The following is a 20,541-nucleotide window of genomic DNA, read 5'->3' on the forward strand; positions in this document are numbered from 1 at the left end:
TCGTTATGCCCCATATCCAGGTTTTCAGTGAAGTGCCCGCCCGCGATGGCGAGCTGGACGCCCTGCGACTGCGTCTGGCCGAGGTGGAGTTTCCTGCCCCTTTTGCGCTGGTGCTGACTGACACCAGGCTGGAGCTGCGCAAGCTGGACGAACCCAAGCTGGGTGCCGTCTATGTGGACTTCGTGGATGGGGCCGTGGCCCACAGGCGCAAGTTCGGTGGCGGCCGCGGCCAATCCATCGCCAAGGCGGTGGGGTTGAAGTCCGGGGCCATGCCGACAGTGGTGGATGCCACTGCCGGGCTCGGCCGTGACGCCTTCGTGCTCGCGTCCCTTGGTTGCAAGGTGACCTTGATCGAACGCAGCCCCGTGGTGGCTGCCCTGTTGCAGGACGGGCTGGCGCGGGCGGCCCAAGATCCCGAGATTGGCCCCTGGGTCAGCGAGCGCATGCATTTACTGCAAGGGCCTGCGGTGGACAACCTGCTGGCGTTGCCGGAGCGGCCCGAGGTCATCTACCTGGACCCCATGTTCCCCCACAAGCAGAAGTCGGCGCTGGTCAAAAAAGAGATGCGGGTGTTCCAGTCCCTGGTGGGGCCGGATCTCGATGCGGATGCCCTGCTGCCTGCCGCGCTCAAGATGGCGAACAAGCGGGTGGTGGTAAAGCGCCCAGCCTATGCTGGCTGGCTCAATGAACATAAACCCAGCATGGCCATAGAGACCAAGGGTAACCGCTTCGACGTCTATGTGATGGCGGCGCTGGCGGGTTAACTGTCGGTGTGAGTCGCGGATGCAAAAAGGAGGGCCAACATATGTTGGCCCTCCTTTTTGCTTTGGGATCAGCGGGCGGGTGCGAAGCGGATATGCCGCGCCTCCCCCTGCCAGACGAGATCCAGGGTCGCGAGATCGGCGAGGCTGAGGCGCTCGCCGCTCTCCAGCAGCAGATACTCGACGCCGTCACTGGCCGCTATGGTGCGGACCCTGTCATCCCACCGACGACCGTCGTGGCCGACCAGGGTCACCGGCAGTTGCCAGCGGGCGGCTATCTCGAGCCAGTCGTAGAGGTCACAGCTGATGGGTTGGTAATCCGGCATGATCGACTCCCAGACTGGCAGGTGATGAGGTCAGGCTTCCTGTACGCGGGTGGGCCAGCCCATCTTCTGCTGGCGCTCCACCTCGAGCCGCAGCTCGCTGGCGCGCAGGTAGTGTTCGTCCATCCACCCCTTGGGCAGGGTCAGGGTCAGCGACTCCTCCTCGGCCTGCAGGGTGAAGCTGGGCACTGTGCCCTGGGTGCGGCGCATGCAGAGGATGAGCGCGATGCGCAGGATGCGGGCCAGCCGGATCGCCTGACGACCGGTGACGGCGCCCTGCTTCTCCAGGGTGTCCAGCTTGAATTCGTCCCGCTGGTTGAACAGCAGGGCCGACAACAGCTTCTTCTGCGCCGGGGTGAAGCCCGGCATGTCGATGTTGTCGATGATGTAGGCGGCGTGTTGCGGCGCCTTCTTGTACTCGATGCAGAGACCGATCTCGTGCAGCAGGGCCGCATAACGCAGGATGGGGCGGCCGTAACGCTTGGAGAGTCGCCAGGCCGGTTGCAGCTGGTTGAAGGCCTCGACGGCGGTGTCGCGCACCCGCTCGGCGTGCTCTTTATCCAGCTGATAGCGGCTGATCAGGCTGTCGGCGGTTCTGTCCCTGGCATCACAGTCGTGATTGTTGCCGAGCAGGCCGTAGATAAGGCCTTCCCGCAGGGCGCCACCCGCCAGCGTCATGCTCTCTATGTTCAGGGTCTCGAAGATGGCGATCAGGATGGCGAGGCCGGAGGGGAACACGGTCAGCCGCTCGGCGGCCAACCCTTCCAGCTGCAGCCGATCCAGCCTGCCGCAGGCGATGGCCTGACCCATCAGCTCCTGCAGCTTGGGCAGGGTGACCCGCTCGCTCTTCCCTTGCGCCAGCATGATCTCCTGCAGCGCCTGGACAGTGCCGGAGGCGCCGACGCAGGTGCGCCAGCCGAGAGCGCGGTAATCTTCCGCCACCTTCTCCAGTACCGTCTTGGCGGCGGCAATGGCCTGCTGGAAACGGGCCTCGGAGAGCTCGCCGTCACCGAAGTGATTGTTGAGCCAGGTGACGCAGCCCATGTGCAGGCTGTTGAGCAGTTTGGCTTCGCTGTGTTCGCCTATCACCAGCTCTGTGCTGGCGCCGCCTATGTCGATCACCAGGCGGTTGCCTTCCCCGGCGGAGGTCCAGGAGACCCCCTCGTAGATGGTCTTGGCCTCTTCCTCGCCCGAGATGATCTCGATGCTGTGGTTGAGCACCCGTTCCGCTTCGCTCAGGAACTCGTCAACGTTGGTGGCGAGGCGCAAGGTGGCGGTACCCACCACCCGGATGTTGTCGGACGGAATGTCCTGCAACTGCTCGGAGAACAGGCGCAGGCAGTCCCAGCCCCGCTCCATGGCGGCACGGCTGAGACGAAACTCCGGATCGAGACCGGCGGCGAGGCGAACCTTGCGCTTGACCTTGGTGACGGTGCGCAGGGCACCGGCGACCTCGCGCACCACCAGCATGTGAAAGCTGTTGGAGCCGAGGTCGATGGCGGCATAGAGCGGCGAGTTGTGCAACTGGGCCAGTCCCTTAGTTCTTGCGTGGCGGACGGCGGCGGTTGTTGCTGTTGCCACCACCCTGGCGATCCCGCATGTTGCGGTTCACCGGCTGACGGTTGCGGAACACCCGTTTCGGGGCGGTCACATCATCCAGCAGGGAGTCGCGATCGTACTTGCTGACCGGGATGGCGTGATGGATGTACTCCTCGATGGCCGGCAGGTTGAAGGCATAGTCTTCACAGGCCAGGCTGATGGAGTGACCGCTCTTGCCGGCACGACCGGTACGACCGATACGGTGTACATAGTCTTCGGCATCGTCGGGCAAGTCGTAGTTGAAGACGTGGGTCACGTCGGGGATGTGCAGACCACGGGCGGCCACGTCGGTGGCGACCAGGATGTCCAGGGTGCCCTTGGTGAAGTCTTCCAGGATCTTCATCCGCTTCTTCTGCGGCACGTCACCGGTCAGCAGGCCGACGCGGTGGCCGTCATTCTCCAGCCACGCATGCACGTCTTCGCAGACATGCTTGGTGTTGGCGAAGACGATGGCCTTTTCCGGCCACTCCTCTTCCATCAGGGAGAGCAACAGCAGCATCTTGTCTTCGTTGGAGGGGTAGAACAGCTCCTCCTTGATGCGCACGCCCGTCATCTGTTCCGGCTCTATCTGCACGTGTTCCGGGTGGTTCATGTGCTCGTAGGCCAGCTCCTGCACCCGCAGGGAGAGGGTGGCGGAGAACAGCATGCTCAGACGCTCGGTGGCGGGGGGCATGCGGCGGAACAGGAAGCGGATGTCCTTGATGAAGCCGAGATCGAACATGCGATCCGCTTCATCCAGCACCACGACCTGGATGTTGCCCAGATCGATCACCTTGGACTTGAAGTAGTCGATGATGCGGCCTGTGGTTCCGATCAGGATGTCGACACCCTGTTCCAGCACGGCCAGCTGCTTGTCATAGCCTTCGCCACCATAGGCGAGACCGAGCTTGAGCCCGGTGGAGGCAGACATGCCTTCTGCATCGTTGTAGATCTGGACCGCCAGCTCCCGGGTCGGGGCCATGATGATGGCGCGGGGCTGGTTGACGAGGCGCGGCCTGGTCAGGGGATGGGTCAATAAATAGTTGAAGGTCGCGGCCAGGAAGGCAAGGGTCTTGCCGGTCCCCGTCTGGGCCTGACCGGCGAGGTCATGGCCTTCTACCAGCAGGGGCAGAGACAGTGCCTGGATGGGCGTACAATAGTGAAATCCCTTTGATTCCAGACCAGCCAGAACTTCGGGTTCGAGGCCCATTTGGGCGAATTTTTCGGTCGTTAGATGTGTTTTGCTCATGGCGGTAGGTTATCAGGTTAGGCTTGCAATAATAAACAGGATCATTTCAAATAGGGCAACTATTGCCTTTGTTGAACCATCAATAAAGCCTTAATTACTGACTGGAGTTGGAGATGAGTGACAAGATTGTTCAGCTGAGCGATGCCAGCTTCGAGGCCGATGTAATCAAAGCCGACAGCCCCGTTCTGGTCGATTTCTGGGCTGAATGGTGCGGTCCGTGCAAGATGATTGCCCCGATCCTGAACGAAGTCGCCCAAGAATATGCCGGTCGCGTGACAGTGGCGAAATTGAACATCGATCATAACGCCGACACTCCGCCCAAGTATGGCATTCGCGGTATCCCGACCCTCTTGCTGTTCAAGAATGGCGAAGTGGCAGCGACCAAGGTCGGCGCCCTGTCCAAGACTCAGCTGAAAGAGTTCCTGGACGGTAACCTGTAATAATCAAGAAGGAGCGCATTGCAATAATGCGCTCCTTGTGTTTTATCACCTAGACGCTCATCCCGATTGGTGCTAGTTTATCGCTCGTTTGCTAACCTTTTTGCCTGACTCCTTGCTTAACAGCAGCCTGGCAAGTCAAATCCGATCAGCATCAATCCAGCAGACTGTCTCCTCATTTCAATCCTTGCTTACAGACTTTCACCACTATGAATCTGACTGAACTAAAGAACACTCCTGTGTCTGAGCTGGTACAGCTTGGCGAATCCATGGGGTTGGAAAATCTGGCTCGGGCGCACAAGAAAGACATCATCTTCGCGATCCTCAAGGCGCACGCCAAGGGTGGCGAGGATATCTTTGGCGACGGTGTGCTGGAAATCCTGACCGACGGCTTTGGCTTCCTGCGCAGCGCAGACGGCTCCTATCTGGCCGGTCCGGACGATATCTACGTCTCCCCGAGCCAGATCCGCCGTTTCAACCTGCGAACCGGCGATACAGTTTCCGGCAAGATCCGGCCACCGAAAGAGGGCGAACGTTATTTCGCGCTGCTCAAGGTCAACGAGGTCAACTACGACCGCCCGGAAAACGTCCGCAACAAGATCCTGTTCGAGAACCTGACTCCGCTGCACGCCAACGAGCGTCTGCGCATGGAGCGCGGCAACGGCTCGACCGAAGACATCACAGCCCGCGTGCTGGACCTGGCTGCCCCCATAGGTAAAGGCCAGCGTGGCCTGATCGTGGCGCCACCCAAGGCCGGTAAGACCATGCTGCTGCAGAACATCGCCCAGAGCATCGCCTACAACCACCCGGACTGTGAACTGATCGTGCTGCTCATCGACGAGCGTCCGGAAGAAGTGACCGAGATGCAGCGCATGGTGAAGGGTGAAGTGATCGCCTCCACCTTCGACGAACCTGCTTCGCGCCACGTTCAGGTTGCCGACATGGTGATCGAGAAGGCCAAGCGCCTGGTCGAACACAAGAAGGACGTGGTGATCCTGCTGGACTCCATCACCCGTCTGGCCCGTGCCTACAACACCGTCATCCCCTCATCCGGCAAGGTACTGACCGGTGGTGTGGACGCCAACGCCCTGCACAGGCCCAAGCGCTTCTTCGGTGCCGCCCGTAACGTTGAGGAAGGCGGCAGCCTGACCATCATCGCCACCGCACTGGTGGATACCGGCTCCAAGATGGATGAAGTCATCTACGAAGAGTTCAAGGGTACCGGCAACATGGAACTGCACCTCTCGCGCAAGATTGCCGAGAAGCGTGTCTACCCGGCCATCGACATCACCCGCTCCGGCACCCGCAAGGAAGAGCTGCTGACCGCGCCGGACGAGCTGCAGAAAATGTGGATACTGCGCAAGATCATTCACCCCATGGGCGAGATCGACAGCATCGAGTTCCTCATCGACAAGCTGGCAGCCACCAAGACCAATGACGAGTTCTTCGACTCCATGAAGCGTCAGCAGAAATAACTGCATCTTGGAATGACAGAACCGCGGCCCAGGTCGCGGTTTTTGTTTATCTATTTCACGGCTGGCTTAGTAGTATGTGAGCCTCGATGTCACAAGGACAGGGACGTCATGAAGCTGGTATTTCTCATAGGGCTCTGCTGGATGCTGGCCGCCCCGGTGCAGGCCGATTCGCTCCCGCCGCAGCGGGCGCCGCTGGTGGCTGACGAGGGGTTGCAAGGTCACAGTGAATATCTGAACGGCCGGCTGGCCCTCGGCCAGTTTGACGCCATGGATGCCCTGCTGGAGAGTCTGGCGGTGGGGCAGCGGGAGTATTTGCTGCATCAGCTGCTGAGCGGGCTCAAGTCATCGGATGCCCCCAGCCCCGCCCTGCTGGCCTGGGTGCGCAAGCAAGCCGCCAAGGCGCCGCAATGGCTGGTGGAGGGGGAGGTGGACGGTTTCCTGGTCCAGCTGCCCGCTTATGATTTTGCCGCCGAGGCCCGGCTGGTGCTCAACCACTGGCAGCAGCTGGCCTGGCAGGACAACTACCGCCAACTGCTCGAGCAGAACCGCTTCGACTACAAGCAGCTCTACTACAGCCGCAATCCTGAGCTGGCCCGGCAGCAGCAGGCGCTGCTGAGTGTGCTCGATGATCAGCCCACCCCGGTGCTGCGGCGCGAGGCCGACCGGCTCGCCTCCCTCAACCTCTTCCTGCCTGACAACCAGTTGCTGCTGCACCTCATCGAGCGGACCGGCGATACCGCGCTGTACCTGAAGCTGTGGCGCCAGCCTGTGGATCACGACAGCCTGGCGGCCCTGCACTCCATTCCCCGCTTCCATACCGGCCAGGAGGCGAGCGATCTGCTGATCGCCGCCAGCCGCAACGGGCGGCTGATGATCCCCGCCCTGCAGCAGCTCAGCCGGCTCTCGCCGCTGCCGGACGGTGCCCAGCAATATCTGCTGGCGGAGCTCGGCAAGCACCAGTATGGCGGCCTGGTGGCCGGTCTCTTGCTGCAAATGGACGAGCCCAGGCTGCTGGGTCAGCTGGCGGACAGGCTCACCCGGCAGGAGCGACGTCACGCCTCGTCCGTCATGCTGCCCGATACGGGTACACCGGATGCGCGGCCAGGGTTATAATGCGGAACCTCCTGACCCCGCTAGGGTACCTGCATGAAATACAAGGACTTGCGTGATTTCATCGCGCAGCTGGAACAAACCGGACAGCTCAAGCGCATCAGCCGCGAGATAGACCCCTATCTGGAGATGACCGAGATCAGCGACCGCACCCTGCGTGCGGGCGGCCCGGCCCTGCTGTTCGAGAATCCCAAAGGCTACTCCATGCCGGTGCTGACCAACCTGTTCGGCACCCCGGATCGGGTCGCCATGGGCATGGGCCAGCCCAACGTCGGTGCCCTTCGCCAGGTCGGGGTCTGGCTCTCCTACCTGAAAGAGCCCGAGCCGCCCCGTGGTCTCAAGGAGCTGATGGAGAAGCTGCCGATCTTCAAGCAGGTGCTCAACATGCCGACCAAGCGGCTCTCCTCCGCCCCCTGTCAGCAGGTGGTGCTGGAGGGGGACGCGGTGGATCTGGACCAGATCCCCATCCAGCACTGCTGGCCCGGCGATGTGGCGCCCCTGGTGACCTGGGGGCTGACCATTACCCGAGGCCCCTACAAGAAGCGCCAGAACCTCGGCATCTACCGTCAGCAGAAGATCGGCAAGAACAAGCTCATCATGCGCTGGCTGGATCACCGCGGCGGCGCCATCGATTTTCGCGAGTGGCAGGAGGCCCACCCGGGTGAACGTTTCCCGGTGGCGGTGGCGCTCGGCGCCGATCCTGCGACCATACTCGGCGCCGTGACGCCGGTGCCGGACAGCCTCTCCGAGTACGCCTTCGCCGGCCTGCTGCGGGGCAGCCGCACCGAGGTGGTGAAGGCCCTGAGCTGCGATCTCGAGGTGCCCGCCAGCGCCGAAATCGTGCTGGAAGGCTATCTGGAGCCGGGGGAGATGGCACCCGAGGGTCCCTACGGGGATCACACCGGCTACTACAACGAGGTGGACGAGTTCCCGGTGTTCACCATCACCCACATGACAATGCGCCGCGATGCCATCTATCACAGCACTTACACCGGCCGTCCGCCCGATGAGCCGGCTGTGCTCGGGGTGGCGCTGAACGAGGTGTTCGTGCCGCTGCTGCAGAAGCAGTTCCCCGAAATCGTGGACTTCTACCTGCCGCCGGAAGGCTGCTCCTACCGGATGGCGGTGGTGACCATCAAGAAGCGCTATCCCGGCCATGCCAAGCGGGTGATGCTGGGGGTCTGGTCCTTCCTGCGCCAGTTCATGTATACCAAGTTCGTGATCGTCTGCGACGACGACATTAACGCCCGGGACTGGAAGGACGTGATCTGGGCCATCACCACCCGGATGGACCCGGCGCGGGACACCACCTTGATCGAACACACGCCCATCGACTATCTCGACTTCGCCTCGCCGGTCTCGGGGCTCGGCTCCAAGATGGGGCTGGATGCCACCAACAAGTGGCCGGGGGAGAGCAACCGGGAGTGGGGTCAGCCCATAGTCCAGGACGAGGCGGTGAAGCAGAAGATCGACGGGATCTGGGACGAGTTGAAGATCCTCGACTGAGCGACCCGCCCGGGTTGGCGGCCATGTCGACGCAAAAGTGCGGTATTGCCGTGCCGAATTGGGTATGCTCGACTGACTTGACCACAAGCTGGTCGCCAGAAAACAGTGAAACCATGAGCGAAGCGGGCCGGGCAGGCCCCTCACAAGGACAAGAATGCAACGTATCAAGTGCCGCGTAGAGGAACTGCGCGAATATGTCGACACCATCTGGCACGTGGCCCTGACGCCGCAGCAAGCGGTGAGCTTCAAGCCTGGCCAGTATCTGCTGGTGGTGATGAGCGATTCGGACAAGCGCCCCTTCTCCATCGCCAACTCGCCGACCCGCTCCGGTGTGCTGGAGCTGCAGATCGGTGCCACCCCGGAGAACGCCTACGCCGGTCAGGTGCTGGCCCGCATGCGCGAGCAAGGGGAGATCGAGATCGAACTGGCGGCGGGCAAGGCCTTCCTGCGTGACGAATCGCCGCGCCCCCTGATCCTGATGGCAGGCGGCACCGGCTTCTCCTACGCCCGCGCCATCCTGGAGTATCTGATCGATACCGGCAGCAAGCGCCCGGTGTTCCTCTACTGGGGCGTGCGCCAGGCGCACTGGCTCTATGAGCAGGGGCTGATGCAGCAGTGGGAGCGCGACTATGCGCCGCTGACCTTCATCCCCGTGGTGCAGGAGCCACAAGCGGACTGGACCGGCAAGACCGGTCTGGTGCACAAGGCCATCATGGATGACTTCGTCAGCCTGCATGACTACGACATCTATGTGGCCGGTCGCTTCGAGATGGCGGGTGCCGCCCGCGAGGAGTTCAAGGTGCTGGGGGCCGAGCCCGAGCGCATCTTCGGCGACGCCTACGAGTTCATCTGATCACCGTCTAGCCGAGGAGCGCCGATCTGCTCCCTTCTCCCCTCGCGGGAGAAGGGGTGGGGATGAGGGGGTGAGCAACCTGGTTTGCCAGCCCGTATCGGCCCCCCTCGGGCATCAGAAACAACAAACCCCAGCCTGGCTGGGGTTTGTTTTATGTGCCGTCGAGGGGGGTGGTGCTGGCCCGACGTTCGGCGAGATTACTCGCCCTTGGCCCCGAGTTGCTGTTCCAGCTGGGCCAGCTTGGCCTCGAGGGCGGTCAGCTTCTCCCGGGTGCGCAGCAGCACCTTGGTCTGCACATCAAACTCCTCGCGGCTCACCAGATCCAGCTTGTTGAGCTGAGCCTGCAGCACCTGACGAGTCTTCTTCTCCACCTCTTCACCCATGCTGCGAATGCCGGGCGGCAGGGCGTTGTGTATCTGTTTGGCGATCTCTTCCAGTTTTTTCGGGTCGATCATGGGGTTCTCCTTAAGCAATGGCGCCATTCTACCGACAAATCCCCCCCTTTGCCGAGATCGGGGTGGCTTTTTGCGCCACTGGCGCTGAAAGGTTCTGGTCGGGTCTGGTGATAAGGGGAAGGCTGTTACCCTCTGGCGCCGGGGATCAATTCCAATTCCTTGATGTTGTACACAAAAAAATCAGATCAGATGACCGACCAGAGGCTTATTAATTGTTGCGTTGCTGTTAATATGACTCGGTCGGGTTTGGACCCTACCCCGTCAGGCTCATCATGGATAACAACATATAAAGAGATAAGGATATGAAAAAGAAGCTAATTTACGCGGCAGTCGTCAGTGCGCTGCTGAGCGGTTGTGGTGGCAGTGACGAAAACAAAGGCGATACCTCAAGCTATCTCGATTATCTGCTGAGCGGCACCAATGCGGCGCGCCCCAGCGCCCTGGCCGCCCGTGCCAGTGACGGCACCCTGAAGTTCTCGACCGAAACGGCCGATCTCTCCAATCCAGTCTCAGCCCTCTCCACCCTGGATGGCTGGTCCACTACCCAGGCGGTCCAGATAGTGCCAGTGACTGCCTCGGGCATCACAGTCAAGGCGCCGTCCGCCGCCGAATTTGGTGCCTCGGTGGCCCCGCTCTACCTGCTGGAGCTGGAGTTCGACAGCGCCGCCCTGCGCCCGAGTGGTGTGAAGAAGGTGCTGGCCTACGGGGTGGACTTCGTGGTCGCCGAGTCGGCGGGCAAGCTGAACCTGGTGCCGCTCAAGCCGCTCAATCCCTCTTCCTACTACATGATAGTGGCGACCGATTCGCTCAAGGACAGCAGCGGCAACCCCCTGCGGGCGGGCAGCGACTATAGCAACTACAAGAGCACCACCGGCAGCAATGCCCAGGAGCAGACCATCAGCGGCCTGATAGCGCTGCAGGAAGGGTTGTTCAAGGCGGCCACCGGCATCACCAGCGATCACGTGATCTTCTCCGACTGGTTCGGTACCCAGTCCGGTGCCGACGTGCTGGTGGCGGTGAAAGGCGCGGCCGCTTCCGTGCTCAAGAGCCCGACCTTGGACGCTGCCGCCCTGTGGAAGCAGGATGCCCTGGGCAACACCAGCCTGCCCGGCACCTATACCCTGGCCGTGACCGGCAGCAACACCTTCCTGACCCAGCTGGATGCGGAGCAGTTCCTGCCGCAAGAGCAGAAAGATGCCATTGCCGCCGCCGTTGAAGCTAACCCGCAATTGAAAGGTCTTGCCGGTATGACCCAGGTCTTTACCGGTACGGTCAAGCTGCCCTACTTCCTCTCCTCTCCGGCCACTGCCGGCTCCTGGGACAAGGCCAGGACCCAGTCCTGGCATGGTGCCATCCCCAGCCTCTATGCCATCGCCAATGCGCTGAAGGTACAGGATGCCGAGGTGATCGGCGGTCTGGTGGGCGCCGGTGTGGATCCGGCCCTGCTGGGCGAGCTCATCGCCGATCCCAGCCGTCAGGCCGAGCTGCTGGCGGAGGCGAGCAAGCTGATCGGGGTGACCCTCACCTCCGGTGGCAAGGCGCTGGATCCCGAGATGAACATAGGCCGCTTCAACCCGCTGCCCAAGCTGGAAGAGGTGCAGTCCGTGCCGATGCGGATCTTTGCCGCAACCAATGACCTGAAGACCATCACCGACGTGATCATCTATCAGCACGGCGTCACCTCGGTGAAGGAGAATGCCTACGCCCTGGCGCTGAGTCAGATCGGTGCTGGCGCCCAGGCAAAGAAGAACGTGGCCGTGGTGGTGATCGATCATCCGCTGCACGGGGAGCGTGGCTTCGCCCTGACCGGCAGTCCGGACTCTGTCACCACGGATAAGAACCCGACCCCTTACCTGAACCTGAGCTACCTGACGGTGGCGCGGGACAACCTGAAACAGAGCGTGGCGGATCTGCTGGGCCTGCGTCTGGCGGTGGGTCTGGCCAATGCCAAGGGTGCTATCGGTCAGAAGGGCCTCAAGGTGCACTTCCTGGGTCACTCCCTGGGTGCCATCGCGGGGGCCAACCTGCTGGCGGTGGCCAACCAGCACATCGGCAACGCCCAGGCGGATGCCCTGTTCAAATTCACCACCGGCGGCCTGGCCATGCCGGGTGGCGGCATAGCCCCGCTGCTGCTGAACTCACCGACCTTTGGCCCGACCATCCAGATGAGCGTGCTGACCGGTGGCAGTGCCGCCCTGAAGACGGCCTTCACCGCCTATGCGCCGAACTGCAAGACGGCGGCGCCGACCTGCTTCGTCAACGAGTTCCTGCCGAGCCTGGACGCCGCCACCCAGGCGAGCGCGGCCGGTACCCTGCAGAGCTACAGCTTCGCGGCCCAGTCGGTGCTGGATTCGGCTGATCCGATCAACCTGGGTCGCGGCATAGCGGCGGACTTCCCGCTGTTTGCCACCGAAGTCGTCGGCGACGGCGCCCTGAGCCTGTCGGATCGGGTTATCCCGAACAGCATTGCCACCGCCCCCCTGGGTGGCACCGAGCCGCTGTTCAAGGTGCTGGCCCTGCAACCCCTGACCGCCACCGGCGCCGCCAACCACCACGCGGCCCGCTTCGTGGCCGGGGGGCACAGCTCGCTGCTGGCACCGGACGAGAACTTCGATCCGACCAGCGCCGTCACCACAGAAATGCAGACCCAGTTCGGCAGCTTCTTCGCGAGCGACGGTGCTCTGGTCAAGGTGACCGACGCCAGCCTGCTCAAGCAGTAAGCCAGCCAGCCAATAACAACGCCGCCCCTTGGGGCGGCGTTTTCGTTTCTGGTGATGGTGCCAGCGGGGAAGTGCGTCAGGCGGGCCTGTGGTGCCTGTCCAGCCAGCCTTGCAGCAGGCCGACCAGCAGGCCCACCAGATGCGCCATGTTGGCGGTGCTGGTGCCGAGCATGTCGAAGAAGCCGAGCACCAGCCAGATCAGCATGAAGCCCATCAGGGCTGGCGGCATGGTGAGGCCGCAGGCGGGCTGCAGTCTGGCCCGCATCCAGCTGTAGCCGAGCAGGGCATAGACCACGCCGGAGAGGCCGCCAAAGCGCGGGCCGCTCACGAAGAACTCGGCGATATTGGGTAATGCTGCTCCAACGATGAGCAGGATAAACAGCTTGCCGCTGCCGAGCCGCTGCTCGATCTGGCCGCCGAGATACCACCACCACAGCAGGTTGAACACCAGGTGCAGCACCGAGAAGTGGATGAAGGCCGGGGTGACGTAGCGCCAGGCCTGCCAGTCGGTGAACTGGGCCAGGGTCGGGTGGAACGCCAGCTCGTCGAAGATGGGCAGGCCTATGGCGTCGAGGGCATAGATGGCCAGGCAGGCGATGATGACCACCAGGGTCAGGGGGCCCGCCTGGTGGAGGAAGTCGGTGACGGGATCCGTCATCCCCTTGCTGTAGTCGATGCGGGCATCCGCCCGGCCGGACTGCCAGGAGGCCTCCATGTAGCGGGGGTGATTGGGATCGCTCAGGAAGCGCTTCACCTCCAGCTGGGCCTGGGCGAGGCGCTGCTCGTCCGCCAGCCAGACCGAGACGCCGAGCTCGGACTGGGTCAGCTCGCACGAGATGCCCAGGGTGGCGAGGTAATCCACCAGCGCCTGGGCCATGCGGGCGTCACCCAGTACCAGCAGCTGGATCATGCCGGCCGGGGAGGAGTGGCCCGCCCCTGTCATGCGTCGCCAGCCTGGATCGGGAACTCCCTGCGCCAGGCCTCGAAGCCGCCGTCCAGGCTGTAGACGGCGTCATAGCCCTGTTGCAGCAGATACTGGGCCGCCCCCTGGCTGCTGTTGCCGTGATAGCACATCACTATGACGGGGGTGTCGAAGTCCACCTCGTTCATGAAGCGAACCAGGGAACCGTTGGTGAGGTGGAAGGCGCCGACCGCGTGGGCCGTCTCGAAGGATTGGGGATCGCGAATGTCCACGAGACGGGCCTCACCGGCCTCCAGCTTCTGGTGGGCATCCTGGGCGCTGATATGGGCAAACTGGTCCATTGAGATGTCCTGCAAATAGATGATTGAGGGCCAGTTTACCGCAAGCCGTGGCTAGCGCTAAGCCCGCAGTGTGCCTTGCCATGTGCCGCGGGATCGCAATTTCCTTCAATATCGGCCCGGACGGGCCGGATAGGCTGGTGGCTCAATCCTTTGCGTGAGCATCATCCATGGAAATCAGTCTGTTGTTGTCCATGTCCGGGTTTGCCCTGGCCATGTCCATCTCCCCGGGGCCAGTCAACCTGGTCGCCCTCGGCACCGGCGCCCGTTACGGCTTCCCGGCCAGCCTGCGCCACGTGGTGGGAGCGACCCTCGGTTTCATACTGCTGCTCCTGCTGATGGGGCTGGGCCTCGGCGGTGCCCTGTCCCGGTGGCCGGTGGCGGCGGGCGCCATCCACTGGGGCGGCGTGCTCTTTCTCTGTTACATGGCCTGGCAGCTGCTGGTGGACGGGGGGCAACTGGAGCGGGTCGAGGGGGCGCCACCCGCCTTCTGGTACGGGGCCCTGATGCAGTGGCTCAACCCCAAGGCCTGGCTGGCGGCCAGCATGGGGATGGGGGCCTATGGCGTCGCCGGCGGGCTGGGGCAGATAGCCCTGTTTACCTCTCTCTATCTGGTGATCTGCCTCGGCTCCATCGCCTGCTGGGCCTATGCCGGCAGTTGCATGCAGGGGCTGCTGCTGGTGCCTCGCCGACTGCGCTGGTTCAACCGGGCCATGGCGCTCTTGCTGCTGCTCAGCGCCGCCTATCTGGTGCGTTCAGCCTGACGGGCGAGCTGGGTCCTGTACTGGCCCGGGGTGGCGGCGACCCGGCGCTTGAACTGGCGCTGGAAGTGGGCCTGATCCGCAAAGCCGCTGGCCAGGGCGACCTCGGCCAGGGGCTGCCCCTGTTTGAGCAGGGTGCGGGCGTGGCGGATGCGCCTGTCCAGCAGATAGGCGTGGGGGGTCATGCCGTAATGCTGGCTGAAGGCGCGCACGAAGTGGGAGGGGGTGAGCCCGGCCACGGCGCTCAGCTGTGACAGGCTGAGGGGGCTGGCGCTGTCGTCCTGCATCAGCTCGGCGGCCCGTTGCAGGTGCTGGGGCGGGCGATCGTCCCAGCGTGCCGGGGTGAGCCTGGCCAGCAACTGGCGACTGAACAGGTGGCAGGCCACCTCGCGGGCCAGGGGATCCGGCGCCTGCACCAGCTGGTGATGGAGGTGCTGCAAGCCCTGGTAGAGCAGGGGATCCCGGCTCGCCGTCATGTCGAAGGGCCTAAACTCGCTGCCGAGGCCGGCCTCCTCCTGCTGACCGCGCAGCCAGTCGGTATCGAGGTAGAACATCAGATAGGACCAGGGCTGGTCGGCGATGGGGTTGCAGGCGTGCACCTCCTCCGGGTTCATCAGCACCAGGGAACCCGGGCCGACCTCCTGAAGGCTCCGCTGGTTGAGGTAGTGGCTGTGGCCGCCGGTGATGGCGCCGATGGAGAAGTGGGCGTGGCTGTGCTTGTCGTAGCAGACGTGGCGGCCATCCTGCACCGCCCGCGCCTCGAGGAAGGGCAGGGCAGGGTCGTGCCAGAAGCTGTGTCTGTCCGGCCCTGCCTCTGTCCTGCTCATGATCAGCCGCCGAGATAGGCCTGGCGCACTGCCGGGTTGGCGAGCAGGGCCGCCCCCGTGTCTTGCAGTACCACCCGGCCGTTTTCCAGCACATAGCCCCGATCCGCCAGCTTGAGCGCCTGGTTGGCGTTCTGCTCCACCAGGAAGATGGTCATCCCCTTCTGGCGCAGCTGCTCTATGGTGTCGAAGATCTGCTGGATGATGATGGGGGCCAGCCCCAGGGAGGGTTCGTCCAGCAGCAGCAGGCGCGGCTTGCTCATCAGGGCCCGGCCTATGGCCAGCATCTGCTGCTCGCCGCCGGACATGGTGCCCGCCCGCTGCTCCAGCCGCTCGTGCAGCCGGGGGAACATGGTGAACACCTGATCCAGCAGTGCAGGTTGCTCGGCCTTGTCGACGAAGAAGGCTCCCATCAGCAGGTTCTCCTGCACCGTCAGGCGGGCGAAGATGCGGCGCCCCTCAGGCACCACTGCGATGTCCTTGCGCATGATGCGGGCCGTGCTGAGGGAGTCTATCTGCTCCCCCTCGAACCAGATGCTGCCGCTGCTGGGCTTGGGTTCGCCACAGAGCGTCATCAGCAAGGTGGTCTTGCCGGCGCCGTTGGCGCCGATCAGGGTGACGATTTCCCCCTCTTTTATCTCGACGCTGACGTCGTGCAGCGCCTGGATCTTGCCGTAGTGGGTCGATACGTTGCGAAGTTCTAACATCTTGATTTCCTTACGACTCGCCCAGATAGGCCTTGATCACGGCCGGGTTGTTGCGGATCTCGTCCGGTTTGCCATGGGCCAGCGGGGTACCCTGGTTCACCACGAAGATGCGGTTGGAGATCTCCATCACCAGCTTCATATCGTGCTCTATCAACAATACTGACACGCCAAACTCGTCCCTCAGGTTGGAGATGAGGTCGTTGAGCTCGTCGGTCTCGTGCGGGTTGAGGCCGGCGGCCGGCTCATCCAGCATCAGCAGCTCGGGCCGGGTCGCCATGCAGCGGGCGATCTCGAGGCGACGTTGCTGGCCATAGGCCAGGTTGCCGGCGGGACGGTTGGCGAGATCCTTGAGACCCACCTTCTCCAGCCAGAAGGCGGACTGCTCCAGCCCCTCTTTCTCGGCGCGGCGGAAGGCCGGGGTCTTGAACAGCCCGGCGATGAAGCCGGTATTGAGATGCCTGTGCTGGGCCACCAGCAGGTTCTCCACCGCCGTCATCTCCTTGAACAGGCGCACGTGCTGGAAGGTACGCACTATGCCCTTGCGGGCGATGAGGTGGCCGGGCAGCCCCTGGATCTCCTCGCCACGGTAGCGGATGGTACCGCCGGTCGGGCGGTAGAAACCGGTCAGGCAGTTGAAGATGGTGGTCTTGCCCGCCCCATTGGGGCCTATGATGGAGATCACCTCGCCCTTGTCCACATCCAGCTTGACGCCGTTGACCGCCAGCAGGCCGCCGAAGCGCATCGACAGGTCAGAGACGTCGAGCAATTTGTTGTTGGTATTGTTCAGCTTGCTCATTTGCGCAGCTCCATATGGGGTCGGCTCATGGGCAGCAGTCCCTGCGGCCGCCAGATCATCATGAACACCATCAAGAGGCCGAACATCAGCATGCGGTACTCGTTGAACTCACGGGCCAGCTCCGGCAGTACCGTCATCACGATGGCTGCCAGCACCACCCCGATCTGGGAGCCCATGCCCCCCAGTACCACGATCGCGAGGACTATGGCCGACTCGATGAAGACAAAGGACTCCGGGCTGATGAAGCCCTGGCGCGAGGCGAAGAAGCTACCGGCGAAGCCCGCGAAGCAGGCGCCTATGGTGAAGGCGGTCAGCTTGATGATGGTGGGGTTGAGCCCCAGCGACTTGCAGGCGATCTCGTCTTCCCGCAGCGCTTCCCAGGCCCGGCCCAGCGGCATGCGCAGCAGGCGGTTGATGACGAACAGGGTCGCCACCACCAGCACCAGCGCCATCAGGTAGAGGAAGATCACCTTGTGGTTGGCGTTGTAGGCGATGCCGAAGAAGTCGTGGAAGGTGCCAAAGCCCCCATCCTTGACGGTGCGGTTGAACTCCAGGCCGCCCAGGGTCGGCTTGGGAATGCCGGAGATCCCGTTCGGGCCGCCGGTCAGAGTGGTCATGTTGTTGAGCAGGATACGGATGATCTCGCCAAAGCCCAGGGTGACTATGGCCAGATAGTCCCCCCGCAGCCGCAACACAGGGAAGCCGAGCAGGAAGCCGAAGGTGGCCGCCATCAGGCCGGCGATGGGCAGGCACTCCCAGAAGCTCAGGCCGAAGTAGGTGTTGAGCAGGGCGTAGCTGTAGGCACCGACCGCGTAGAAGCCGACGTAACCGAGATCCAGCAGGCCGGCGAGGCCCACCACCACGTTCAGCCCCAGCCCCAGCATGATGTAGATGAGGGCCAGGGTGGCGAGATCGATGGCACCGCGGGACGCCATGAAGGGCCAGCTGACTGCAAACAACAGCACCAGGATGGCGGTGAGGTTGTAGAGCTTTGGCGCCTCCTCCGGGCTCGGCAGCACCAGCTTGGTGAAGCCGACGGAGAAGCCGCTGATGGAGGCCTGGAACAGGCGACTGATCTGGCCGCGCAGCATCTGGAACCAGAAGACGATGGTGGCGCCCCCCAGCAGCCAGGCCAGGGAGACATCGAGCCGGCTCACCACCAACAGGCGGGAGCCATCGGTCTCCAGCTTGAAGCCGAGCAGCCAGAAGGAGAGCACCAGCAGCATCAGGCTGGCGATGCAGGCATGGATAAATTGACGTTTCATCAGACTTTCTCCACTTCCGGACGGCCGAGAATGCCGGTGGGCATGAAGAGCAACACGAAGATGAGCAGGGCGAAGGCCATCACATCCTTGTACTCGGTGCTGAGGTAACCGGCGGTGAGCGCCTCGACCACGCCGAGCAGCAGGCCACCGATCACGGCGCCAGGAATGCTGCCGATGCCGCCCAATACCGCTGCCGTAAACGCCTTGAGACCAGCCATAAAGCCGAGATAGGGGTTGATGACGCCGTAATACATGCCGAGCAGCACGCCCGCGACGGCGGCCAGGGCGGCCCCCAGCACGAAGGTGATGGAGATGACCACATGGGTGTCTATGCCCAGCAGGTTGGCCATCTTGATGTCTTCCGAACAGGCGCGACAGGCGCGGCCCATGCGGGAGCGGTTGATGAACTGGGTCAGCGCCAGCATGGTGATGAAGGTCACCACGAAGATGATGAGCTGCATGTAGGAGAGGCTGGCCTGGAAGCCGTCCTCACCGCCCAAGGTCCAACCCCCGGAGATCAGGGTGGGCATGGCGATATCGCGCGAGCCCTGGGCCATTCGCATCATGTTCTGCAAGAAGATCGACATGCCGATGGCGGAGATGAGGGGGATGAGGCGATTGCCGCCCCGCAGCGGGCGATAGGCGACCCGCTCTATGGTCCAACCATAGCTGCCTGTGATGAGGATACTGATCAGAAAGGCGCCGCCCAGCAGCAGCACTGTGCTGTCGATGCCCATCATCATGAGCCCGGCCATCACCATGAAGGCGACATAGGAGCCGATCATGTAGACCTCGCCGTGGGCGAAGTTGATCATGCCTATGATGCCGTAGACCATGGTGTAGCCGATGGCGATCAACGCATAGGTGCTACCTATGGTTAACCCGTTCAGCAGCTGCTGAACCAGATAAAGAAGGTGTTCGGACATACTGCGTTCCCTGTACTTGCCCGCAAAGAAAGGAGGGGGTGACGCTTGTCACCCCCGACCGGCAGATTATTTGAGTTGAGTGGAGGTACCGTCGGCGTGCCACTGGAAGACACCGAATTCGAAGCCCTTCAGGTCACCGTTCGGTGCCCAGGTCAGGGGACCCATGACGGTGTCGATCGGTGCGGCCTTCATGGCGGCAGCCACGGCAGCGGGATCATCTTCACCCGCCTTGGCGATACCGGCTGCCAGAGCTTGCATGGCCGCGTAGGTGGTCCAGACGAAGGGGCCCGAGGAGTCCTGACCCTTGGCCTTGAAGGCTTCTACTATGGAGGCGTTGGCAGGCAGCAGGTCGTACTTGTTCGGCAGGGTGACCAGCAGGCCTTCGGAGGCCGGGCCGCCGATGGCGGAGATGTCCTTGTTACCCACACCTTCCGGGCCCATGAACTTGGCTTTCAGACCCTTCTCGCCAGCCTGGCGCAGGATCAGGCCCAGCTCCGGGTGGTAGCCGCCGTAGTAGACGAAGTCCACGTTCTCTTTCTGCAGCTTGGCGATCAGGGCGGAGAAGTCCTTGTCCCCGGCGGTGATGCCTTCGAATGCCACTACCTTGACGCCAGCCTTGTCCAGCGCCGCCTTGACGCTGGAGGCGATGCCTTCACCGTACTGCTTCTTGTCGTGGATGACGGCCACGCGCTGGGGTTTGACCTGCTCGATGATGTACTTGGCGGCGGTCGGGCCCTGGTCGCTGTCCAGGCCAATGGTGCGCATGGTCAGCTGGTAGCCACGCTCGGTGATCTTGGGGTTGGTGGAGGCCGGGGTCACCATCAGCACACCTTCATCTTCATAGATGTCGGAGGCGGGCAGGGTGTTGTCTGAGCAGAGGTGGCCGACCACGAACTTGACGCCGTCGTTGATCACCTTGTTGGCGATGGCCACGGCCTGCTTGGGATCGCAGGCGTCGTCATAGATGACGGCTTCGATCTGTTTGCCCTTGATGCCGCCCGCCTTGTTGATCTGCTCGACCGCCATCTTGCCGCCGGTGAACTGCATGTCACCGTACTGGGCGACCGGGCCGGTCAGGGGGCCGGCGATGCCGATCTTGATGGTATCGGCCGCATTGGCCATGGAGACTGATCCAAACAGAGCCAAAGAAACCGCTGCCCTGACTGCCATTTTGCTCAAGTTATTCATTGATTCGTCCCTTAATCAGTGGATTGTTTCATTTTCCGTGTGTCATTCCGAGCCTGTGTCCCGCCAGCCCGGCAATAGATAAGGTTCTATCATTCCTCGCCGTGCAATAACAAGATGTTAAAGATACTAACCGGAACGGGTTGGGTAGGGCTTTTATGAAACAAATGCCCTGCTTATGTTTATATTTTGGAGTTTAATATCGCATATGTCGATTAACATACTGACAACAAATTGTCACGGTGACAATTTTCAGAGTAATAAACTGACGATATTTCATTCTGCGTCCGCTCTCATTTTGACCAAATTCCGTTTGCGCAAAAAGAAATGACCGCCTAGATTAGCCAAGA

The 20,541-nt window shown here is 62.6% G+C and carries 20 protein-coding genes; 8 read left to right on the forward strand and 12 right to left on the reverse strand.

The window, feature by feature from the left end; all coding sequences use genetic code 11:
* The first annotated feature begins 14 nt into the window (after positions 1 to 14).
* Complete coding sequence (locus AB5Y91_RS02025; RefSeq protein ID WP_368168977.1) at positions 15 to 764, forward strand: class I SAM-dependent methyltransferase; 750 nt, start codon at positions 15 to 17, stop codon at positions 762 to 764.
* A gap of 68 nt (positions 765 to 832) precedes the next feature.
* Here AB5Y91_RS02025 and AB5Y91_RS02030 read toward each other — a convergent pair whose 3' ends face one another.
* Genes AB5Y91_RS02030 through rhlB form a run of 3 tightly spaced genes read right to left on the reverse strand, consistent with a single transcriptional unit; the run spans position 833 to position 3,911 of the window.
* Complete coding sequence (locus AB5Y91_RS02030) at positions 833 to 1,087, reverse strand: Rho-binding antiterminator (protein ID WP_368168951.1); 255 nt, start codon at positions 1,085 to 1,087, stop codon at positions 833 to 835.
* A 30-nt stretch (positions 1,088 to 1,117) separates the two neighbouring features.
* Positions 1,118 to 2,608: a guanosine-5'-triphosphate,3'-diphosphate diphosphatase gene (gene gppA, locus AB5Y91_RS02035; RefSeq protein WP_111913021.1), complete on the reverse strand. Its 1,491-nt coding sequence runs from the start codon at positions 2,606 to 2,608 to the stop codon at positions 1,118 to 1,120.
* A gap of 13 nt (positions 2,609 to 2,621) precedes the next feature.
* The gene (gene rhlB, locus AB5Y91_RS02040) at positions 2,622 to 3,911 is read right to left on the reverse strand and encodes an ATP-dependent RNA helicase RhlB (RefSeq protein WP_106885407.1); all 1,290 of its coding nucleotides are present in this window, start codon (positions 3,909 to 3,911) and stop codon (positions 2,622 to 2,624) included.
* A gap of 113 nt (positions 3,912 to 4,024) precedes the next feature.
* On the opposite strand from rhlB, the gene trxA reads away from it, so the two are divergent.
* The 5 genes from trxA to fre all read left to right on the forward strand — a co-directional run bounded on the left by trxA (position 4,025) and on the right by fre (position 9,292).
* Positions 4,025 to 4,351, forward strand: a complete 327-nt coding sequence (gene trxA / locus AB5Y91_RS02045) for a thioredoxin TrxA (protein WP_025328829.1) — start codon at positions 4,025 to 4,027, stop codon at positions 4,349 to 4,351.
* 206 nt (positions 4,352 to 4,557) lie between these two features.
* Positions 4,558 to 5,823 (forward strand): transcription termination factor Rho, encoded by a 1,266-nt coding sequence (gene rho / locus AB5Y91_RS02050; RefSeq protein WP_041206691.1) that lies wholly within the window; start codon positions 4,558 to 4,560, stop codon positions 5,821 to 5,823.
* A gap of 108 nt (positions 5,824 to 5,931) precedes the next feature.
* Positions 5,932 to 6,936 carry a hypothetical protein gene (locus AB5Y91_RS02055; RefSeq protein WP_368168952.1) on the forward strand — a complete coding sequence of 335 codons (1,005 nt, stop codon included), beginning with the start codon at positions 5,932 to 5,934 and terminating at the stop codon, positions 6,934 to 6,936.
* Between the two features lie 33 nt (positions 6,937 to 6,969).
* Positions 6,970 to 8,439 (forward strand): 4-hydroxy-3-polyprenylbenzoate decarboxylase, encoded by a 1,470-nt coding sequence (gene ubiD, locus AB5Y91_RS02060; RefSeq protein ID WP_025328827.1) that lies wholly within the window; start codon positions 6,970 to 6,972, stop codon positions 8,437 to 8,439.
* A 154-nt stretch (positions 8,440 to 8,593) separates the two neighbouring features.
* Complete coding sequence (fre, locus tag AB5Y91_RS02065; protein ID WP_025328826.1) at positions 8,594 to 9,292, forward strand: NAD(P)H-flavin reductase; 699 nt, start codon at positions 8,594 to 8,596, stop codon at positions 9,290 to 9,292.
* A 197-nt stretch (positions 9,293 to 9,489) separates the two neighbouring features.
* Here the strand turns inward: fre and AB5Y91_RS02070 are convergent, their stop codons facing one another.
* Positions 9,490 to 9,747, reverse strand: a complete 258-nt coding sequence (locus AB5Y91_RS02070; RefSeq protein ID WP_025328825.1) for an accessory factor UbiK family protein — start codon at positions 9,745 to 9,747, stop codon at positions 9,490 to 9,492.
* A 302-nt stretch (positions 9,748 to 10,049) separates the two neighbouring features.
* On the opposite strand from AB5Y91_RS02070, the gene AB5Y91_RS02075 reads away from it, so the two are divergent.
* The gene (locus AB5Y91_RS02075; RefSeq protein WP_368168953.1) at positions 10,050 to 12,467 is read left to right on the forward strand and encodes a VolA/Pla-1 family phospholipase; all 2,418 of its coding nucleotides are present in this window, start codon (positions 10,050 to 10,052) and stop codon (positions 12,465 to 12,467) included.
* A gap of 76 nt (positions 12,468 to 12,543) precedes the next feature.
* On the opposite strand, the gene glpG is transcribed toward AB5Y91_RS02075, so the two are convergent.
* Positions 12,544 to 13,377, reverse strand: coding sequence for a rhomboid family intramembrane serine protease GlpG (gene glpG, locus AB5Y91_RS02080; RefSeq protein ID WP_368168978.1), 834 nt, complete (start codon positions 13,375 to 13,377; stop codon positions 12,544 to 12,546).
* A gap of 29 nt (positions 13,378 to 13,406) precedes the next feature.
* Positions 13,407 to 13,730 (reverse strand): thiosulfate sulfurtransferase GlpE, encoded by a 324-nt coding sequence (gene glpE, locus AB5Y91_RS02085; protein WP_025328822.1) that lies wholly within the window; start codon positions 13,728 to 13,730, stop codon positions 13,407 to 13,409.
* A 167-nt stretch (positions 13,731 to 13,897) separates the two neighbouring features.
* Here glpE and AB5Y91_RS02090 point away from each other — a divergent pair, with 167 nt between their 5' ends.
* Entirely contained in the window at positions 13,898 to 14,491 is a 594-nt protein-coding gene (locus AB5Y91_RS02090) for a LysE family translocator (protein WP_368168954.1), read from the forward strand.
* On the opposite strand, the gene AB5Y91_RS02095 is transcribed toward AB5Y91_RS02090, so the two are convergent.
* From AB5Y91_RS02095 to AB5Y91_RS02120, 6 genes are all read right to left on the reverse strand, one after another.
* Complete coding sequence (locus AB5Y91_RS02095) at positions 14,470 to 15,315, reverse strand: helix-turn-helix domain-containing protein (protein ID WP_368168955.1); 846 nt, start codon at positions 15,313 to 15,315, stop codon at positions 14,470 to 14,472. The genes AB5Y91_RS02090 and AB5Y91_RS02095 overlap by 22 nt on opposite strands.
* Before the next feature lie 2 nt (positions 15,316 to 15,317).
* Positions 15,318 to 16,019 (reverse strand): ABC transporter ATP-binding protein, encoded by a 702-nt coding sequence (locus AB5Y91_RS02100; protein ID WP_106885413.1) that lies wholly within the window; start codon positions 16,017 to 16,019, stop codon positions 15,318 to 15,320.
* 10 nt (positions 16,020 to 16,029) lie between these two features.
* The gene (gene livG / locus AB5Y91_RS02105; protein WP_111913035.1) at positions 16,030 to 16,815 is read right to left on the reverse strand and encodes a high-affinity branched-chain amino acid ABC transporter ATP-binding protein LivG; all 786 of its coding nucleotides are present in this window, start codon (positions 16,813 to 16,815) and stop codon (positions 16,030 to 16,032) included.
* The gene (locus AB5Y91_RS02110; protein ID WP_162627384.1) at positions 16,812 to 18,080 is read right to left on the reverse strand and encodes a high-affinity branched-chain amino acid ABC transporter permease LivM; all 1,269 of its coding nucleotides are present in this window, start codon (positions 18,078 to 18,080) and stop codon (positions 16,812 to 16,814) included. The genes livG and AB5Y91_RS02110 overlap by 4 nt, the downstream gene beginning before the upstream one ends.
* A complete protein-coding gene (livH, locus tag AB5Y91_RS02115; RefSeq protein ID WP_289987523.1) occupies positions 18,080 to 19,006 on the reverse strand; it encodes a high-affinity branched-chain amino acid ABC transporter permease LivH in 927 nt (308 codons plus the stop codon). The genes AB5Y91_RS02110 and livH overlap by 1 nt, the downstream gene beginning before the upstream one ends.
* A 66-nt stretch (positions 19,007 to 19,072) precedes the next feature.
* Positions 19,073 to 20,194 carry a branched-chain amino acid ABC transporter substrate-binding protein gene (locus AB5Y91_RS02120; RefSeq protein ID WP_162520030.1) on the reverse strand — a complete coding sequence of 374 codons (1,122 nt, stop codon included), beginning with the start codon at positions 20,192 to 20,194 and terminating at the stop codon, positions 19,073 to 19,075.
* Positions 20,195 to 20,541: the final 347 nt, after the last annotated feature.

This window comes from Aeromonas sp. R4-3 (assembly GCF_040908275.1).
Taxonomy (GTDB): Bacteria; Pseudomonadota; Gammaproteobacteria; order Enterobacterales; family Aeromonadaceae; genus Aeromonas; species Aeromonas rivipollensis.

Coding starts and splice junctions, on each gene's coding strand:
- ubiD (WP_025328827.1), top strand. CDS start 6,970: ATGAAATACAAGGACTTGCGTGATTTCATCGCGCAGCTGGAACAAACC.
- AB5Y91_RS02030 (WP_368168951.1), bottom strand. CDS start 1,087: ATGCCGGATTACCAACCCATCAGCTGTGACCTCTACGACTGGCTCGAG.
- AB5Y91_RS02090 (WP_368168954.1), top strand. CDS start 13,898: ATGGAAATCAGTCTGTTGTTGTCCATGTCCGGGTTTGCCCTGGCCATG.
- AB5Y91_RS02095 (WP_368168955.1), bottom strand. CDS start 15,315: ATGAGCAGGACAGAGGCAGGGCCGGACAGACACAGCTTCTGGCACGAC.
- AB5Y91_RS02110 (WP_162627384.1), bottom strand. CDS start 18,080: ATGAAACGTCAATTTATCCATGCCTGCATCGCCAGCCTGATGCTGCTG.
- glpE (WP_025328822.1), bottom strand. CDS start 13,730: ATGGACCAGTTTGCCCATATCAGCGCCCAGGATGCCCACCAGAAGCTG.
- rhlB (WP_106885407.1), bottom strand. CDS start 3,911: ATGAGCAAAACACATCTAACGACCGAAAAATTCGCCCAAATGGGCCTC.
- glpG (WP_368168978.1), bottom strand. CDS start 13,377: ATGATCCAGCTGCTGGTACTGGGTGACGCCCGCATGGCCCAGGCGCTG.
- livH (WP_289987523.1), bottom strand. CDS start 19,006: ATGTCCGAACACCTTCTTTATCTGGTTCAGCAGCTGCTGAACGGGTTA.
- AB5Y91_RS02100 (WP_106885413.1), bottom strand. CDS start 16,019: ATGTTAGAACTTCGCAACGTATCGACCCACTACGGCAAGATCCAGGCG.
- AB5Y91_RS02070 (WP_025328825.1), bottom strand. CDS start 9,747: ATGATCGACCCGAAAAAACTGGAAGAGATCGCCAAACAGATACACAAC.
- fre (WP_025328826.1), top strand. CDS start 8,594: ATGCAACGTATCAAGTGCCGCGTAGAGGAACTGCGCGAATATGTCGAC.
- rho (WP_041206691.1), top strand. CDS start 4,558: ATGAATCTGACTGAACTAAAGAACACTCCTGTGTCTGAGCTGGTACAG.
- AB5Y91_RS02055 (WP_368168952.1), top strand. CDS start 5,932: ATGAAGCTGGTATTTCTCATAGGGCTCTGCTGGATGCTGGCCGCCCCG.
- AB5Y91_RS02075 (WP_368168953.1), top strand. CDS start 10,050: ATGAAAAAGAAGCTAATTTACGCGGCAGTCGTCAGTGCGCTGCTGAGC.
- trxA (WP_025328829.1), top strand. CDS start 4,025: ATGAGTGACAAGATTGTTCAGCTGAGCGATGCCAGCTTCGAGGCCGAT.
- livG (WP_111913035.1), bottom strand. CDS start 16,815: ATGAGCAAGCTGAACAATACCAACAACAAATTGCTCGACGTCTCTGAC.
- AB5Y91_RS02120 (WP_162520030.1), bottom strand. CDS start 20,194: ATGAATAACTTGAGCAAAATGGCAGTCAGGGCAGCGGTTTCTTTGGCT.